We start from the raw sequence: 17,886 nt of genomic DNA on the forward strand, positions 1-17,886 counted from the left end.
CGCGCGCCAGCCTCCACGTATCAGTCTTCGTCGTACGTCGCGATGAGGTACGAGTAGTGGTCGGCGCGCTGGCTGTAGTAGGACGCGCGCCCGTTGGAGTACGAGAGGCCCTCCTGAGCGGTGGCAAGTGCGGCCTCGAGCTGGGCGATCTCCTGGTTCAGCTGCTCGATCAGCTGGTTGCAGGCAGAGATCGCGTCGGAGATGTGTCCGGCGTTCTCCTCGCTGATCTGCGTCGCCGTGGAGCTCGCACCCGACTCCTCGAGCGCGACCGAGACGGCGTTGGAGAGGTTCAGGAGCTCCGAGGTCACCGTCTCGTCCTTGCCGGTCAGGGCGGAGACCTCCGTGAGGACGTTTTGCGCGCGGGCGAGCTGGTCGCGCTTGTGCTCGAGCTGGCCGGTCAGGTCGGCGATCTGCCGGCTGTACTCAGCCGCACTCCCCTGCCAATAGCGCACCTGGTCATAGCAGCTGTTTCTACTTGCGTAAAGACTACTGAGGCTCATCTGCCATCCTCCTCGATCGGTCGGCACGGCTGGCCGCTCGGCACGCCACCGAGCTCAGCCGGGCAGTCGCGGACATCGGTCACGAAGTCGAACAGGTCGGTATCGGCGATCAGGTCGCCCGAGAAGAAGCGCGAGGCAAGGCGGTATTCTTCGCCACGCTCGCGCCAGTTTGCCGGAAGGCCCGTGCGCGGGGCGGTCGTCTCCGTCGCGACCCAGCCGTACTCTGGCAGGACGGACATGCGCTTCACGCGCATATCGATGGCGCTCGATGCGGCGGGCACGTTGTTCGCGAACGTACCGCTCGGCGTCTCGATGCGGTCGAGCTCGACGCCGCGCAAGTCGATCGTCGTCAGCTTGAGCGCATCCACGCTCTTCGCTGCCTCGATACCGGCCACGATGTCGAGCAGAGGCCGGGCGTCGAACCCCTTGGTCGCGGCGAGGTCGCGAATTCCGGCGGCATCCTTGCCGAGCAGGAGGGTGTTGAGCCCCTTGTCGGCAGGCCCCATGAGAAAGTCGCAGTGCCACGCCCGCTCAGCCAGCCGGAAGCGCCCCTCGAGCCCGAAGGCGCGAGCGAACGACGCCGCCCACTGGTCCGGTGCACCGGCGCTCGCCACGGTGAAGAGGCCGTCACCCGCCGCGACGCTCAAAAACGACGCCTCGTCCCCCCAAATCGCCATCTCCACGTTGAACCTGGAGAGGCTCCCGCGCGTGCTGCCCACGATGCCCAGCCCGGGCTTCGCGAAGGGGCGCAGCACCTCGGCGAGCCTGCCCTGGGGCCGCCCCTCGGCGTCGACGAGGCCGGCGGGGGCGTAGCGGTTCACGACCTGACGGCGCCAGCGCGCCACCTCATCACCACGCTCGACCTCCCGCCACGGAAATCTCCTGCCGTTCACCGCAACGCTACCGATATCGAACCCGCCCATGAGCACGAACAGGTCCTCACTCGTGAACTTGATCTCCTCGAGCGGCAGGCCCGCTAGGTCGACTTGCTTTTTCTTGAACAATCCGAACATGGTGCACTCGCTTATCTCTACGTATCGAATCCCGTTGAGGTGGAGCTCCCACCCCATCGCCCACCTTGGATGGAAGGGCTCTATGCCGGGGCGAAGGCCGAATCGTCCTCCTTGCCGCCGCGGAACAGCCACGCCAAGCCGTCGGTGATGCCCTGCGTGATGCCGCTCTCGTTGAAGAAGTTGCCGATGGCCTTCGCGCCCTCGTCGATCACGCAGCCGATACCGATGCCGACGACCGCGCCGAGCGGGCCGCCCAGGCACGTGCCGATAAGCGCACCGGCCGCCTTGCCCGCGCCGAACTTGAGCAGCGCGCCGCCGCCCGTGACCACAGCGGCCGCCGTCTTCTGAGCCTGGTCGCCCACCGTTGTTTGATAGGCGTTCGAAGCATCCATGAGACCGCAACCAAGCTCGATGAAGTCACCGGCGTAGCCGAGGTACTTCGCACCGGACTTGAGCACCGTGCCCGTGCGCGCGGTGACATCGGCGAAGTCATCGACGCTCTGGGCCATGTCGTCAAGGTAGATCTTGTTGCGCGAGCCGCTCGTGGTGAAATCGAAGGCGCCGGTGATCTTATTGGCCTGGCTCGCGTACTGGGACGGACGCAGAAAGCCCGTGAGGTCGTCCCAGTACTTGGACCAATAACCACCCTTGCCGCCGCCGTTGGTGAGGAACATGTCGAGGGAATCCACCAGCTCGTCGGCCTGGTAGAAGTTGCCCTCGAGCGCGACGCTCTTGAACGACTTCCACAGCGCGACGGCGTTCTCGGGGTCGATCTCGGCGAGCGGCTTGGCAAGGTTGTCGAGGGTGGTCTTGACCGGCTTGAGATAGTTCTTCTTGAAGTCGGCCGCGCCACCGATGAAGCCGGCGACCGGCGTGCCCTCGAACTGCGCGCTCATGGCATCCGAGGCATTCGAGAGCATATCGTCGGTGATGAAGTTCTCGATCGCAAGGGCATCGGCAAAGTCGCCCTCGAACTCATCGACGGCATCTTGGTAGTCGGTGTAGCTGGTGCGCACCTTCTCCACGGCCTCGTTCTCGTTTTGGATAGCCGTGCCCAGCGCGTCGAGCGCCGCGGCGATCGCACCGGAATTCTCAAGGCCGGCAAGCGCGCTCTGAGCGCCTGCGCGCTGCGTGTCGAGGGCGGTCAGCGCGTCCTGCACCGTCGAGCAACCCGAAGTCACCGCGCCGCTGTCCTCGAAGTGCACCACGTCGTCGTTGCCCGTCGAGGCCTTGACGCTCTCGAGCACCGCGTCGCGCCGGGTCGACAGCGTGCCGTCGAGGTCGCCGATCATGCTGTCGTAGGTCGTGTGCATGGCGCTGAGCGCGTCGGCGTAGATGAGCAGATAGGTCTGGAGCTGCACGGCGGCAGAGATCTCGGCATCGGCCCACGACCCCATCATCACCGCGCCGAACGACGTATTTACCTCGGCGCAGCGGGCATTGCAGTCGCTCACCCATTGCTGGAGCAGGCCGAGCTCGGTCCGCGCGTCCTTCACGCCCGATTTCTTCGCGTTGAACGACATCGGTTACCCCCTTATTTCACGATCGTGATGCTCGAGGCCGCGCTCTGGTCGGTATCGACGAAGGAGCCCACGGCAGACTGGATCATGCCGGAATGCACGAGGATGCAGCTAGCCAACTCGTTCATGCACAGCTGCATGCGCTCGAGGGTGTCCTTCGCCGCGGTGGCGGCGTCGCCTTCGAACTCGGAGAGGTCGCTTTCCATATCCGACACGCGGCTCTCTTGATCCTGGAATGCCTCAGCCTCTTTGTTGTACTTCGATGCCGCATCAAGGGCTGCTTCTTGATCGAGGTAGATGGTCACGTTCGCCATGCTGTCACCGTCCAATCTGATCGGTATCCGTAGTCGATGCCTGCCAGGTCCAAGCGCCTAGGGGCGCACGATTCCGTTTGCGATGGCCTCGGCGCTCGTGGCGATGAACGCCTGGTGGGCGCACCCCTCCGCATTGAGAAAGCCCACCTGGCCCACGGCCGCGATCTGATCGCGGTTGAAGAACAGATCCTGCCCGTTGCGGCGCCCCTCGGGGTAGGGATAGCCCAGGTAGTCCCAGGTATCGCCGTTCGCGGCGTCACGCGCCATGAAGCCGGCTACCATCACGGGCTTCTCGGCGTTCTTCAGGGTCACCACGGACCCCACGGGAAGCCACATCCTCTTGTTCGCCATATCGTTCCTCCTCGCGTCTTATCTGGGTTGCCACGGTTCCACGTCGGGCTGCTTAGGATTCCACGTTCTCTTGGGGCTCGTCGGTCCACTCGGTGAAGCGCACGCCGTCGATGGCGCCGCGCAGGATGAGGAAGCCTTCGGAGCGCGGTAGGGGCTTGCGGTATTCGGCCGAGGCCTGCGCCATGCGGAAGACCGTCTGGTCGCTCATGCCGTTGCCGATCCACACGCCGTTGCCGTAGGCGGAAAGGGCCTTGTACCATGGGTCGTAGGCCTGGCGAACGCGCCACAGCTCGCTCGTGGCGACCAGGCCGGTGCGGCCCTGGGCCTTCTCGCCGATGATGTAGTCCTGCAGGCGCTTCGCGTCGTCGACGGCGAGCTTGCCCATGATCTGGGCGACGCTCACCAAGATGAAGACGGAGCACTCCTCCGCCCCGCTCGTGATGAGCCGCACCTTCTCGCCCGCGGCCTCCTCGGTCGTGGCAATGCGCGCGTCGGCCGCGAAGGGTGCGAGCGCCCCCGTGAGGTCGATGGCCGCAACCGGCGCCGCGGGGTCGGCCGCGATGGTCTCCCACATGCCGCGCAGGTAGCGGCCGATGCCATCGGCATCGTTGCCGAGCACGAGCATGTAGGGCGACTTGGCGAACGGGAACGCGACCGGCTCCACCGCGTCCTTCGAGTAGCCCACCGGCACCTCGCCGGGGAGCACGGGCGGCATCTGGGCGCACGTGACGCGCTCGGGGAGCTCCGGGATCGCTGGAGCAGCGGGCGCGGGTTCGACCTCGCGGGCGAGGGCGCGCACCGCGTCGGCGATGGTCGCGTCCTCGGTGGCGGGAGTCGCCGCCTGGAACTCAAGGACCTCCTTGTCGAGCTCGACCACGCCGCGGCCGGCCACATGCACTGGGATGACCTGCGGCTTGTGCCCGAACACCGTGACGTACTCGGTCTCGTCGTTCAAGAAGCACGCGAGCACGCGCGCGAAGTTCGCCTTGAGGCGCATGCGCGGTGTCATCGCCGAGGTCGCCGTCACGATGCAGTGGATGCCGAGGCGCACGGCGTCGCGCGCGAGCGCGTTCAGCCGGTCCTCGAGCGGCGCATAGAGCTCGTAGAACGAGGCGAGGTTCGTGAGCGCGAAGACGATGCGCGGCAGCGGCGAGCCCGTCGCGGCGCGGTACGCGTCGAGCGAGCCGCCGTAGGGCACCAGGAGCTTGCGCCGACGCGCGACCTCCTGCTCGAGCATCTTGAAGAGGTTCACCATGCGCTCCAGGTCGCCCTGCATCACCACGCCGCCGCACTGCGGCAGCTCGGCGAAGGGCGCGAGCACGCCCTGACCCAGGTCGGCCACGTAGAGGTTGAAGTCGCGCGGGCCGTAGCTCGCGGCAAGCGAGTAGAGCATGGTCGCCACGAGGGCGTCCGCACCGGAATCCTGCGCGCCGTAGACGAGGACGTTGCCCGCCTGCGCGATATCCACCGCAAGCGGCCGCCGCTCCTGGCGCGCGGGGATGTCCACCTCGCCCACCGTCGATACGAGCGCACCCTCCGCATGCTCGATGCGGTAGCGCGCCTCGAGGCCGTCGAGCGGGAGGACCTCGGGCAGCGGGTCGAGCCAGAGGCGCTGCGCGCGCTTGCCGGTCTGGGCGGCCACGCGAGCGATCTCCGCCAGGACGACGTTGATCTCAGCCTCTTTGGTAGCGCGGGCGCGCGAGGCGGGCTTCAGGGTCGCGATCTGGGCGCCCATGTCGTCGATGAGCTCGACCGCGGTATCGGCCTTGGGCTCGAACTCGTCGGCGGGCGCGTACTTCACCCCGGTGTAGGCGTTTTGGCCGCATGTGAAATACTCATTGTAGCCCACGAGCATATAGTAGCGGCCGGCCTCCTTGATGCCCGCGGCGTCCGACCGGCGGATCATCTCCTTGGAGTCGGCCACGTCGGCCACCTTGAGGCAGACCTTGAAGCGCGAGTTCGACCAGATCTGGTCGTTCACCACGCCGCTGGGCTTCTGCGTGGCGAGGATCAGGTGCACGCCGAGCGAGCGGCCGATGCGCGCGGCCGAGACGAGCTCGTCCATGAAGCCGGGTTCCTGCTGCTTGAGCTCGGCGAACTCGTCCGCCACGATGATGAGGTGCGGCAGGGGCTCGGTGAGCACGCCGCGGCGGTAGTAGGAGAGGTACTTGTAGATGTCCATCGTCGCCTCGCCCGTGGCCTCGCGCGCGCGGTTGAAGGCGTCCTGGCGGCGCTTGAGCTCGCTTTTGATGGAGACGAGCGAGCGCGAGATGGCCGCACCGTCGAGGTTGGTGATGGTGCCGGCGAGATGCGGCAGCTGCACGCGCTCGTTGTCGAAGGCGCCCGCCAGCCCGCCGCCCTTGTAGTCGATCAGCACGAAGGCCACCTGGTCGGGCGGGTAGTTCATGCTCATCGAGAGGATATAGGTGATGAGAAACTCGCTCTTGCCCGATCCGGTGGTGCCCGCCACGAGACCGTGCGGGCCGTGTACCTTCTCGTGCAGGTCGAGATAGGAAAGCTCGCCCTGCGCGTCCACGCCGATGGGCGCCTCGATAGTGCGTGAGGCGTCGTTCTCGATCCAGCGACGGTCGATCTCCAGCGCGGCGACGTTGCCCGAGCGGTACATCTCGAGGAAGCCGAGCGATGTGGGCAGGCTCGTGCGCTGCTCCGCCATATCGAGGTGCACGCGGGCGATGTCGAGCGCGAAGCGGCGCGCCGCGGCGGCGCCGAGCTCGATATCGGGCTCGAAGGCCTCGAGCGAGCCCGAGACATCGGCGCGGTCGAACATGCAGGCGCTCCCCTGCCCGCCCTCGCCGATGGCGCCGAGGTCGCTCGTCCGGCGGCCGAAGGCGCTCAGCGCGTCGTCGCGCGAGAGGTCCACCACGTGCGCGCACTCGCGCGGGAGGTCCTTGAGCTCACTTCCCAGGTAGATGAGGGAGATGCCGCGGTTCACGCGCTGCTTGGCGAGGTTCGCGATGGTCTGCGACCGCTCGGCGAGCTCCTTGCTTGCGCAAATGACCACGTAATAGGTGCCGTAGTCGCCCATCACCTCGGCACGGACCTCGCGCCGGGCCTCGAGCACGCGCTCCAGGTGCATGCCGAGCTGCATGAGCGCTGCCGCATCGGTAGCGAGCAGGCGCGAGACGCCAGCGTCGTCGAACAGGTGCGGCACGGAGCGCATGAAGCCCCACTCGGCCTCTTCCTCGGGCGAGGCGACAAGCGCGATCTTGACGTCTTGGTAGCTGAAGAGCGCGCAGATCTGCGCGACGAGGCCGCGGGTGAACGCCCACACCTCCGGGCGCGGGCCCAGCACGCCGGCCACGAAATGCGCCACCGGATCGAAGGCGAGCGGCACGTCGTGCACGCGGGGCGGGCGCTCGGCGAGGTTCGTCACCTTATCGAGCAGCTTGTCGTCGTCCATGGAGAATCGGCGCTCAGGGAAGCGGATGTTCGCGTCGAGCTCCACCGTGCCCGTGCCCACGCGCAGGTCCATGAAGTCGTCGTGTACCGAGGTGCGGTTCATGAGGCGCGGCGACAGGTCGCGGGCGCGGATGAGCACCTCGTCGAGCGGCAAGCGGTTCTCACGGAGCACGGCGGCCTGATCGTCGCAAGCGGCAAGCAGGCGCGCCTCCACGCCGTTCAGGTAGTCGGTGTAGGTGGCCTCGCGGCGCAGCTCCTCGCGCTGATCGCGGCGCTTGTTGTAGCGGCGGCTCACGAACGGCCACACGAGCATGCCCGCGAGCATCGAGATCGACATCGCGATCATGGGCAGCGTCTGCCATACGTCAGCGCCGCCCATGAGGCGCGACACCGCGGAGCTCACCATGAAGATGGAGGCGATACCCATCAGAAACGACGGGCCCATCTGCATGATGGCGGGCTCGTCCTCGCGCTGCTTGCTCTGAGGCGGCCCGTCCACCTGGAAGGTCTCGGGCTTGTAGGTGCGCGTGAGGCGCGGGGCCGGGTAGAACAGCGCCTGTTCGGCCACGTCCTCGGTCGCGGGCGGACAGGCCGCGCTGAACGCCGCGTGCGAGACGGCGCGGCATGCGTCGAGCCCCACCACGGAGAAGCCGGCGGGGCCGTTGATGGAGATGAGGCGCGCGCCCACGGCGAACGTGAGGTCGAGGATCGCCACCACGTCACCGGCGGCCAGCTCGCACGCACGATGCGCCTCGATGCGCCGGCCGTTCACGTAGGTGCCGTTCGCGCTGCCCAGGTCGGTGATGGCGAAGCGGTCGCCCGTGAGGACGAGCCGCGCGTGCATCGACGAGACGAAGGGGTTCGCGTAGAGGAATCCGCGCTCGACGGTGCGCCCGATGGGCACCTCGACGTCGTGCACGAAGCCGAGCTTGGCGAAGCGCCGCCCGCCGGGCTCCGACGGACGGACGTAGAGGGAGATGGCCTGATCGAGCTTGGGCGAGACGATCGAGAGGACCGTCCCCTCCGAGCCCGTCAGCGCGCAGGCACCCACCTCGTCACCCGCCGCGGTGTACAGGGCGCAGGAGGTCTCGGGGAAGAGCGCCGCGCCCTCGCCGTCCGGCTCGACGTGCCCGATCGCGACCGTGCCCGTGCCGACGGGCACGCCCAGCGTGAGCGAGGCGCGAGCGGCGACATCGTAGGGGTAGGTACGGCTCGTGTCGCCGAACATGAGAGTGATGAGCAGCTGACGTTCCACCGGCTTCCTTTCGCCCGGGCTCCTGCGATGAGGGGCCTGCACCCGCCCGGAGACGGGCGCAGGCTCGATGCGTAACGTGTGCGACTTAGCCGCGGAACGCGCTCGCGATGTTGGCGTCGGTCTCCTCGAGGGACTGGGCCGTGGCGTCGAGGCTCTGGGCGATCTCGTTGATGAGGTCCTGGGCCTTGACGAAGCCGGGGCGCAGCTCGTTGAAGCGGGCCTCGTAGGCCGCGCTGGCCTCGCCCTCCCACTCGGACTGCAGCGCGTTCAGGAGCGAATCCATGCGCGTGATGACGTTGCCCACGTTGTCGGCCTCGACACGGTACTCATTCGCACGGGAACGCATCTGGTCGGGGGTGATCCTGATCTGTCCTGCCATGGTTACCTTCCTTTCGTCGTCGCATGCCGCCCTTGCGTGCATGCTCCTCCTGACTATCTCCACCCGCTCGGAGCGGGGTGAGACCCTAAGCGGCCTCCTGCGGCCCGTGGCCGAAGGGGTTCCTGCGCGACCTCGTGCGCCGGCGATGCCGCCAGCCGAGGTACGCCGCGGCGCCGATGATGCCCAGAAGCACCACCATGCCGCCCACGCTGCCCATGAGCAGGCGCGGTGTGTTGAGCACGAACGTGATGAGATCGCCCGTGACGACCACATCGGCGTACGTGGCGGAAGAGACGTTGCCGGCGCGGTCGCGCACCTCGAGCACGTAGGTGTGCGGCCGGCCGTCGACGGTGAGCTCGACCTCGGGCAGAGCACCGGCGTCGAAGGCGGCGGCATCCCATGTGGCCACCTCGCGCCCGTCGATCGTGAGGCGTGCCTGGGCGATCTCGATGTTGTCGCCCGCGTCGACCGTGACGGTCTTGGCCGGATCGAGGTAGACGCCCGCGTTGGACACGCCGATGAGGTTCGCGGCGGGCACCGCGCCGTCGATCGCGAAGTCGATGGGGAACGAGCCCGAACGGTCGCCGCTTTTGCCCCGCATGGTGTTCTGAGCGAGGTTGCCAGCGGCGTCGGTCGAGGTGAGCAGGACGCGGTAGTAGCCGTCCTCGTCGAAGAGTGACGCGGGCAGTGTGTAGGTCGTGGCACTCCAACCGTTGTCAGAAGCGTTGGGAGCGAGCTCGAAGTCCTCTCCCGCCTCAAGCGTCTCGACGCGGTCGTCGTGTGCGAGCTCGACGCGCGTGCTCCCCGTATCGATGCCGCTCACGTTGACCTCCACCACGCGCACGTCTTGCGGCTCGGCGAGGTAGGACCCGGCGATGCCCTCGGACCCGGGCGCGAAGTAGTACGTCGAACCAAAACGGTTCACCGAGAAGCGCATGCTCACGGTTGCCGTGTTGCCGGCAAGGTCGATTGCCTCGCCTGTGACGGTATAGACATCGTCGCAGTCAACCTCGTAGGGGATGTTGCCGAAGTTGGTGGTCTTTTCGGTGTCGGACATGGTCTCGGCTAGGTCCGGCGTGTAGGCATAGCCGGAGCGCACACCTTCGAGCATGGCAGCCGAACCCATGGTGTCGAGGTTGATATCAGAGAAGCTCACCTGCGGCACCACGGCGCCGGCATAGGCGTGCCCGCCCTCGACGCCGGAGATGGAGACCGAAGGCGCCGTCATGTCGATAACGAACTCCTCGGAATCGAAGGGCTCCGCCACATTGCCTGCCAAATCGGTCACCGCGACCTGAAGGCGGTAGTGCTGCTCGCCCGTGAACGAGGCACTCGCGTGCCACGTGCGGCGCGACTCCACCTCGGTAAAGCCGCTTACGGCAGGCGCCGCCCCGCCCGAGAGGTTCTGAGCATTGATGCTGCCCAGCTCGGCTGCGAAGTTGCGATCGTTCACGGTGATGGTGGCCGTACGCGGCGCGTTGTAGTACATACCGTTGGCGACATCGTCGTTGTCGAATTCAACCATGAGGACGGGAGCCTCGGTATCGATGATGAAGGACTCGCTCACCACCGGCGAGGCGTGACCCAAAGGATCGGTGAGCTGCGCGGAGATCACCCAATCGGCGTCCTCCTCGAAGGCAACCTGGGCACGAAAGACCACGGTGCCGTCCTCAAGCTCGACGCGCTCGAAGTCCTGGGCAACAAGCGCCGTCCGCGGGTCGCCGTCGTCGCGCGTCACCGTGGCGACGGGCCGCTCGGGATCGAACTGCTGAATGAGGTCGAAACTCGCATCCCGTACGGTGACGGTTGCCGTGCGCGCGGAGTTGTAGTAGCGCCCGTTGCGCACGTCGTTGTTGTCGAAGGAGAAGGAGATCTGCGGCTCCTCCGTATCGATGGCGATGCCCGCAGCGCCGGTCGGCAGGTTCGAGGCGGCATAGGCCGAGAAGTCGCCCGTGCTGGCGGTGTTGCCCGCGCGGTCCGCCACGGTGATGCTCGTCCCGGCGAGCTCGAGGCGCGTCCCGTCTCCCTCGAGCGCGAAGGTCATCTGGCCCGCGAGGCCGTCCTCAGAACCCCTGAAGGCGAGCTCGGGCGCGGCGTTGCCCGCCACGGCGAGCACGGACGCGTCGCCGGCGATGCCCGCCAGGTTATCGGTAACGTCGAGCGTCACCTGCTCGCTTTCGGCAAAGACCCATCCCCAGGGCTCATCGTCCTCGTTCACGGGGTAGGGCTCGGTCTCGGAGAAGACGAGCGCGCCGAGCACGGGGGCGGTGTAGTCGATCGCGAACGATGCTTCCCGTTGAGCGGCCTCGCCGATGCCGAGCGCGCTCGCGATGCCTCCGTAGCGCGCGGTGACCACGTAAGCGCCCTCGGCGGGCAGCGGCGCATCGGTTGCCGAGCGGGGCAGCGCGTAGGTCGCCGCCCAGAGCCCGGCGGGGTCCGTATCGTCCACAGGCGAGAAATCCATCGCCGTGAGCTGGAGGCGCAGGTCAGAGGGCTCGTCCTCGCTCGGGAGGCGGAGCGTGCCGGTAACGAGCGCGCTGTCGCCGTCGAGCGCGCGGTAGATTGCGAACCATGGGTCGTCGATCGTGAGGGTGACGGTAACGTCGCCACGGTGGTAGTACGGGTCGGCGGAGGCGGGGTTCCCCTCGACATCCGCCACGCTCATCTCGATGACGGGCGTCGACTCAGGATCATCGACCAACAGCGCATCGAAGGCCCATGCGCCCTGCTCTTCTTCAGGAAGCGCCGCGACATAATCGGCAAGCGTCACCGTAGACTCGTTGCCATAGCAATCGACCAGATGGAACGAAATGTCCGAGAGGTTGTAGAGGCCCTCGGCATCGAGGGTGACCTCGGCCCATCCGCTGTCATCCACCTCGAGCGCGCGCTCCTCGGCCGGCAGATCATGATCTCCTGCAACGTCATCACTGCGAACCATGGTCACGCGGAGCGCGTCGCGATCCGCGCCCGAGGTGCCGTCCTCGTCACCGCGGGCGTCGCTGGACTCGGCGCCCTCCGCGCGCGGAAGCAGGTCCTGCACGCGCACGCGCAGGGTACGGCTCGTGCCTACGAGGACCCGGGGGCCGCCGTCCGGCATCTGCGCGATATCCTCGGCATCCACGTCATCGACCGCGGCATCGCTCAGGGCAGGCGGTGTGGTGTCCACACCGAAGGCAAGCTCATCATGGGCATCGAGGAGCGTGTAGGAGAGCTCGTAGGTGCCGTCTGCCAGCGCTCCGGCGACGCGCTCGAACGGAATCTCGAAGACCCACGCGTTTTGAGCGGCGTCCCAGGTGAACCCGTCGGCATCGAAGAGCGTCGAGAGGTCCTCCTCGCCCGCAGCCGTGGTCAGTGCAGCCGTAAAGCCGTTCGCAAAGCCCGGGGTGTGGGCACGCACGGCAAACCAGGGGTCGTGCACCGCAAGGGTCACCGCGGACCTGGCGGGGACGAACTCGCCTTCCTGCTCCTCGCCGTCGAGCGTGACCGCCAGGTCCACGTTCACCGCCTGGGTCTCGGCGATGACGGCGCCATCGAGGCCATCTGCGCCCGCTGTGACATCGATCACGCTCGCAAGGGTGGTATACGCCTTGTTGCCGGCGCGATCCTCGATGGTGATCGCGATGTCGTCGAAATCGTAGTAGCCCTCGTCGTCGAGCTCGAAGCGGACCGTGCCATCGGAGCCGGGGACGAGCGTCTGCCCGGGAAGCTCGGTGCCCTGGCCGCCCGTGCTGTCGCGCCGGGTCACCTCAACGGTCACCGTCTCCACGCCGGAGGCCTCATCTGCACCCGCGGCGGGCTCGTCGACGACGTGGAGCTCGAGGGCGATGCCGTCGTCCATAAGGACGTTGCCCTGCTGTGGCATGGCGGCCACGGCGTCCTCGTCGATGCCGCCGGAAACCTCGAAGCCGTCCGCCACGGGCTCGGTGCGGTCGATGAGGACCTCGGCAGATGCCGTCGCGCTGAAGTCGCCCAGGCCTGCATGGACGGCGCTGACGCCCTCGTAGGAGACGTCGACCTCATGCCTGCCCTCGGCGGTGAGCCCCGACAGGCCGAAGGCGCGCGCGCCACCCTCGCCGGCAGGGGCGAGCTCCGCCGGGTCGATAGCCGTCGCGGTGCCGTCCGTCGTCGCCGTGAGGGGATGCGCGGCCACCCACGTGGCATCTGCTACAAGCTCGTCGAAGAAGGGATCGATGAGCTCACCAGCGAGCGTGACCTCGTCGGCGTTGCTGACGAGCGTGCCGTCCTGGGCCACCTCGTCATCGGCGTCTCCCATGGCGTCGAGCACGAGGGCGGGCGCCTGCGAGGCGACGTCTATCAAGCGCACCTGGGTCACGCCGTTCGCGGTTGCCCACGCGGAGTCCGCAAGCGCTGCCGTGGCGGTGTTGCCCGCCGCATCGGTTACCGTCACCTGGGAGCTAGCGAGCTCGAACGTGGCCGTACCGGCCGTGGCCGCCGTGATGCGGAACTCCGCCGTACCGTCCTCGAACGAGACTGCGGGCAGCGTGACCGTGCTGCCGTCTGCGCAGACGAGCGTGAGCTCGACGTCCTCGGCAGCAACGCCGGAGCTCTCGCCCGTGCCCTCCGGCGCGGCGTCGTCGATGGCGATGCGTACGGTAAGACCGTCGGCGCCCACGGTGAGCATGCCGCCCGCGATCCAGCTGGAGGCGGCATCGAGTGCTTGGCCGTCGGCGTCAAGGAGCTCGACCGTGCCGAGCCGGGGCGCCGCCTCGTCGCGGCGCACCTCGAGCCGGAGCACCTGGCCCGCGGCAAGATCGGTATCGGTGCCGAGGACGGTCATGTCCCGGGGCGCCTTCACGTAGTAGGGGCCCGTCTCGTCGAGCGCCACGCGCGAGCCCGCCTCCGTCGAGGAGAAGGTCGCGTCGAGGTTGAGCGCATAGGTGTCTGAGAGCGCGAGCGCGCCGGCGCCCTCGGGAACGGAGACCAGGCCCGCACCGGCGTCGGCGGCGCCGAGCCAGACCGCGAGGTCGCCCGCGCGCCACGAGCCCGTGGTCGCCAGCTCGTGGCGGGTGCGGTCCGCCCGCTCGATAGCGAGGTCGTCGAGGACGTCCTCGGGCGCAAGCGCGATGTCCGCCGCCTCGTCGACCCGCTGCATGGCGGCGACATGGTCGATGCCGGCGAGGCCGCTCATACCGGGAAGGCTCACGGCATCGGGGTCGCTCACCTGCGCCCAAGCGAGCACGTCGGAGAGGTCGCCGCCGTTGGGGTAGGCGCCGACGCCCACCGCGTACACGAAGGGGCCCTGACCGTCGAAATAGCGCCGGGCGACCTCGGACGTCGAGATGGAAGACCAGTCGTGCAGGAAGATGCCGTCATGGGCATTGAGCCACGCGGGCACGTCGACACCGTAGGGCACGATGAAGTCGGATGCCAGCGTGTTGAACCAGATGCGATCGGCGATACGCGGCGCCGCCTGGGTGGAGCCGCTCGCACCCGAATCCGGGGCGACCTGGTCGCGCAGCGAGGTCGTGCTCCCGCCGTTGGCTCCCAGGCCAGCGCTTGCTTGGTCATCGGCCTGGCTGGCGGCCTGGCCGGCAGCGCGCTCGGCAGTAGAACCCTCAGCGCTGCCGGCCGAGGCACTCTGCTGGGTTGTTTGGGCGGGTGCCGCGGTTCCCTCGGCATAGCCGATCATGGGCTGGGCCGCACCGAGCGCGCAGCCGAGCGCCACCGTCGCCACCACCACGCGCGCGCGGCGCGCGGCGGAGAAGCGCGGCATCGCGTCGAAGAGGCGCTCCTCGTCGCTTCTGCGATCGCTCATCGCGCGCCTCCCTTCGTGAGCAGCGTGGTCCCAGCCTCGGAGGGTTCGTCATCACCGAGCAGGGTCGTGCCCGCCTCGGACGGCTCGTCATTCTTAAGCAGGGTCGTGCCCGCCTCTGAGGGCGCCTCCTCGTCAGAAGGCCCCTTGCCGCCGAGCAGGGTGGTGCCGGCCTCGGACTCCTCGGCGGCGGCACCCGTGCCGGTGGATGCGGGCTGCTGCGCGGGATCCTCGGCACGAAGAAGCGTCGTGCCGAGCTCGCTTTCCTCCATGTGCTCGGTCTCTGCCGCGTCATCGGCCATCATGCGCACGCGCAGACTCCCGCTCGTACGCGCCGAACCTGCCGAATGGCGGGCACCCGGAACGCCCTGGCCAGCACCACCACGTTTACCTGCGGAAAGCACGCGCGCGACACCGGTACGGCCGGCACGCAGCTCCTCGATGGCGCGCACGGCGGCGCGGCCGGTCATCTCGTCACGAACCTCGCTGATGTGCTGCGTGAAGAAGACCACCGCGGCGGCGATCGCGCACACGACGGCGATCGCGTAACCGGCGATTTCGAGCGCACCGAAAGCGTTCGCGTCCATTAGCGCACCGCCCTTGCATCGATGTAGGCATCAGCCACGGACTCGCGCGCGGCACCCTCGGCCTCGAGGACGCGCGCCTGCTCGGCATCGAGCACGTCGGTCGTGGGGTCGGTCGAGCGCGCGAGCTCGAGCGCCCGGTCGATCAAGCCGTCGAGCTCGCCGCGGGCCACGCCGTCGGCGCGGAACTTGCGGGGGTAGGTGCGCACCGCGTCCATGATGAGGTTGGCCGTCTCGAGGCGCACCACGTCGTTGTCCTCGGTGAGGTTCGCCTCGGCAAGCGCCTGGAGACGCTCGAAGTAGGGCGCGTAGAGACCCTCGTCCGAGCCCTCGTTGATGAGGGGCACGATCTCGGTGTTGAAGCCCGCGATGTCGGCATAGGTCAGCGCGAGGTCGTGGTCCTCGAAAGAGGGGTCCTCGGCGGCTTGGCGCATCCACAGCTCAGCAGCCCTGATGCGCTCGCCGCGCTCCGCGTCGCGATCGACGGTATCGGCCTCGTCCATCTGGTAGTAATACCAGTAGAGCTTGCCGATCTCGAAGGAAAGCTCGGCGTAATCGGGCGACCCCTCAAGCTCGGCCAGGTGCGGGAGGATCGTCTCGCGCAGCTGGCGCTCCTCGGCAGAGCTGAAGCTGAGGTCCGCCCGGTAGCGCTCGATGAGGCCGAAGTACGGCGCCGTGTCGCCCGTCTTGATCGAGGCGGCGCGCACGTAGGCATCGGTCGCCTCGCCCTCCTGCGAGCTCTGCTCGCCGATGGCCATCCAATGGTCGAAATCGCCGTCGGTAGCCACGATGCGGCCCACGGTGCCGGAGATGCCCAGCACGAGGAAGATGCCCGCCGCGGCCACGAGTCCCACGAACGCGTGCCACTTGCGGGTGAGCCGCGCGCGATAGGCGGCGTCGTGCTCGCGGTAATGCTCGAGGTCGTAGGCGAACTCGGCGCAGTCCGCATAGCGGTCCGCCGGGTCGGATTGCGTGGCGCGCGCCACGATGCGCTCGATGCCCGGGGAGAGCTCGGGCACCACCTGGCGCACCGGGAGGATGGCATAGGGCGGCTCGGCGGGGTTCTTGCCCGTAAGCAGGTTGTACATGGTCGCGCCGAGGGCGTAGACATCCGAGCGGGCGTCCGTCTGGCCGCTGCCGCCGTACTGCTCGGGCGGAGCGAACCCGCGCGTGCCCAGCTGGACGGTGTCGCCGCGGGCTGCCGTCACGTCCGAGCCGTCCTCGTGCATCTCGCGCGCGATGCCGAAATCGATGAGCTCCACCATGCCGTTCGGCTTGAGCATCACGTTCGACGGCTTCATGTCGCGGTAGATGACCGGCGGCTTCCTGCCGTGCAGGTAGCTGAGAGCATCGCAAAGCTGGAGCGCCCAGTCGACCACGTCGTCCTCGGGTCTCGGGCCCGACGCGGAGACGATGTCCTCGAGGGTGCGGCCCTCGACGTAGTCCATGATGACGTAGAGCGTGCCCGCCTCGTCCACGATGTCGACGATGCGCGGGATGGCGGGGTGGTCGAAGCGCTTGATCATGTTCGCCTCGGTCACGATGCTCTGCACGATGAGCTCGCGCTGGACGGGATCCTCCACATGGCGGATCTCCTTGGCGGCCCATTGCTTGTTGAGAACGGTGTCGAGGGCAAGGTACACGGTGGACATGCCGCCGCGGCCGATGACCGTGAGTAGCCGGTAGCGGTCGCCGACCACGCGCTGACCGGCATCCGCACCTGCCTGAGGCGATGCGATTCGCTCTTGCATGTCGGGCTTCTGGGCCACCGATGCCTCGCTTCCCCGGTAGGAACTTCCAAGATGCAGCGCGCGATTCAAGGTGCACGCTATCTCGCAGTCTATGGAACGGGTTTCAGCGCATCGTCACGTCGGTGCAAGGTTTGAAGCGAAGTTCGGTAAGACGACCGTAAAGTGTAAGGAACCGGTAATGGGTTGACCCTGCTGTTCTTTACCAAGACGCACGGCGCATATCGCCTGGCGGGTCATCGTCGCTCAACCTACCGGTTCCCCTGGCATCGTATGGAGGGTTCCCCCTCATTTCCCTCGATGCCGTGCGATCATCGTCTGCGCGCGGTCCACCACCTCTTGGGGCGTAAGGCCCACCAGCGAGCTCGCCGGCAGGAAGGCGTCGTCGAACTCGTCGCGCTCTGCCATGCGCAGCAGGTAGTTGAAGCCGAAGAGGTCCGAGAGACCGCCCTGATGCGTGTCGCGCTCGATCAACACGGCGTCGGCCGACTTCCGGGCAGCTTTCCACTCGCTCCAAGGGAACATCTTGGTCACCAGCTGCTGGGGATGCGCCCCCACCATGCCGTACGTGATGGTGACCCCATCGGGGCCGACGGTGACCGTCTGCTGGTAGCACAGGGGGTCGCCCGCAGCGCCGTGTCTGGCCAGGTAAGCCCGCGCCTGCCCACCATGGGCGGCGGCACCGCCGAGGACGCGCCCCGTCACGAGGACATAGGCCCCCATGGCTACCAGGAGAACTCCCACCACGGCGATCCCGACGGCGCTCATCCCGGAGCCCGAACCCATCATCACCATGCCGAGGACGGAGAACACCGCGCCGATGATCACGAGGCCCACACCGGCGGTACGCAGGCGACGGCTGTCGCGCAGCGCCGTCATGCGGTAATACTCGTCCTCGCCGATAAGGCAGGTACAACTCGCCCACTCAGGCATGGTGCCCTCCTCGCATCCTGCGCGGCACCAGCACGCGGCCGCCGCGAAATCCTTTAGAAGACGGTATAACCCCTCCACCTCAGCGCTTCGTAAAGA

11 protein-coding genes are annotated in these 17,886 nt (G+C 67.7%); all 11 read right to left on the reverse strand.

The window, feature by feature from the left end:
• Positions 1 to 20: 20 nt before the first annotated feature.
• The 11 genes from C1717_RS08425 to C1717_RS08475 all read right to left on the reverse strand — a co-directional run bounded on the left by C1717_RS08425 (position 21) and on the right by C1717_RS08475 (position 17,790).
• A complete protein-coding gene (locus C1717_RS08425) occupies positions 21 to 500 on the reverse strand; it encodes a hypothetical protein (protein ID WP_102372747.1) in 480 nt (159 codons plus the stop codon).
• Complete coding sequence (locus C1717_RS08430) at positions 497 to 1,513, reverse strand: hypothetical protein (RefSeq protein ID WP_180965897.1); 1,017 nt, start codon at positions 1,511 to 1,513, stop codon at positions 497 to 499. The genes C1717_RS08425 and C1717_RS08430 overlap by 4 nt, the downstream gene beginning before the upstream one ends.
• Before the next feature lie 80 nt (positions 1,514 to 1,593).
• Positions 1,594 to 3,036, reverse strand: a complete 1,443-nt coding sequence (locus C1717_RS08435; protein WP_102372749.1) for a hypothetical protein — start codon at positions 3,034 to 3,036, stop codon at positions 1,594 to 1,596.
• 11 nt (positions 3,037 to 3,047) lie between these two features.
• Complete coding sequence (locus tag C1717_RS08440; RefSeq protein ID WP_102372750.1) at positions 3,048 to 3,347, reverse strand: hypothetical protein; 300 nt, start codon at positions 3,345 to 3,347, stop codon at positions 3,048 to 3,050.
• 57 nt (positions 3,348 to 3,404) lie between these two features.
• The gene (locus C1717_RS08445; protein ID WP_102372751.1) at positions 3,405 to 3,698 is read right to left on the reverse strand and encodes a DUF4176 domain-containing protein; all 294 of its coding nucleotides are present in this window, start codon (positions 3,696 to 3,698) and stop codon (positions 3,405 to 3,407) included.
• Between the two features lie 52 nt (positions 3,699 to 3,750).
• Complete coding sequence (gene essC, locus C1717_RS08450) at positions 3,751 to 8,373, reverse strand: type VII secretion protein EssC (protein ID WP_102372752.1); 4,623 nt, start codon at positions 8,371 to 8,373, stop codon at positions 3,751 to 3,753.
• An 85-nt stretch (positions 8,374 to 8,458) separates the two neighbouring features.
• Positions 8,459 to 8,752: a WXG100 family type VII secretion target gene (locus C1717_RS08455; protein ID WP_102372753.1), complete on the reverse strand. Its 294-nt coding sequence runs from the start codon at positions 8,750 to 8,752 to the stop codon at positions 8,459 to 8,461.
• Positions 8,753 to 8,837: 85 nt separating this feature from the next.
• Positions 8,838 to 14,528, reverse strand: coding sequence for a hypothetical protein (locus tag C1717_RS08460; protein ID WP_102372754.1), 5,691 nt, complete (start codon positions 14,526 to 14,528; stop codon positions 8,838 to 8,840).
• Positions 14,525 to 15,112, reverse strand: coding sequence for a hypothetical protein (locus C1717_RS08465; RefSeq protein WP_102372755.1), 588 nt, complete (start codon positions 15,110 to 15,112; stop codon positions 14,525 to 14,527). The genes C1717_RS08460 and C1717_RS08465 overlap by 4 nt, the downstream gene beginning before the upstream one ends.
• A complete protein-coding gene (locus C1717_RS08470; RefSeq protein ID WP_146003684.1) occupies positions 15,112 to 16,860 on the reverse strand; it encodes a serine/threonine-protein kinase in 1,749 nt (582 codons plus the stop codon). Before C1717_RS08470 ends, C1717_RS08465 begins: the two co-directional genes overlap by 1 nt.
• Before the next feature lie 285 nt (positions 16,861 to 17,145).
• Positions 17,146 to 17,790, reverse strand: coding sequence for a hypothetical protein (locus C1717_RS08475; RefSeq protein ID WP_102372757.1), 645 nt, complete (start codon positions 17,788 to 17,790; stop codon positions 17,146 to 17,148).
• Positions 17,791 to 17,886 lie beyond the last annotated feature (96 nt).

The organism is Enorma phocaeensis, assembly GCF_900186505.1.
Lineage (GTDB): Bacteria > Actinomycetota > Coriobacteriia > Coriobacteriales > Coriobacteriaceae > Enorma > Enorma phocaeensis.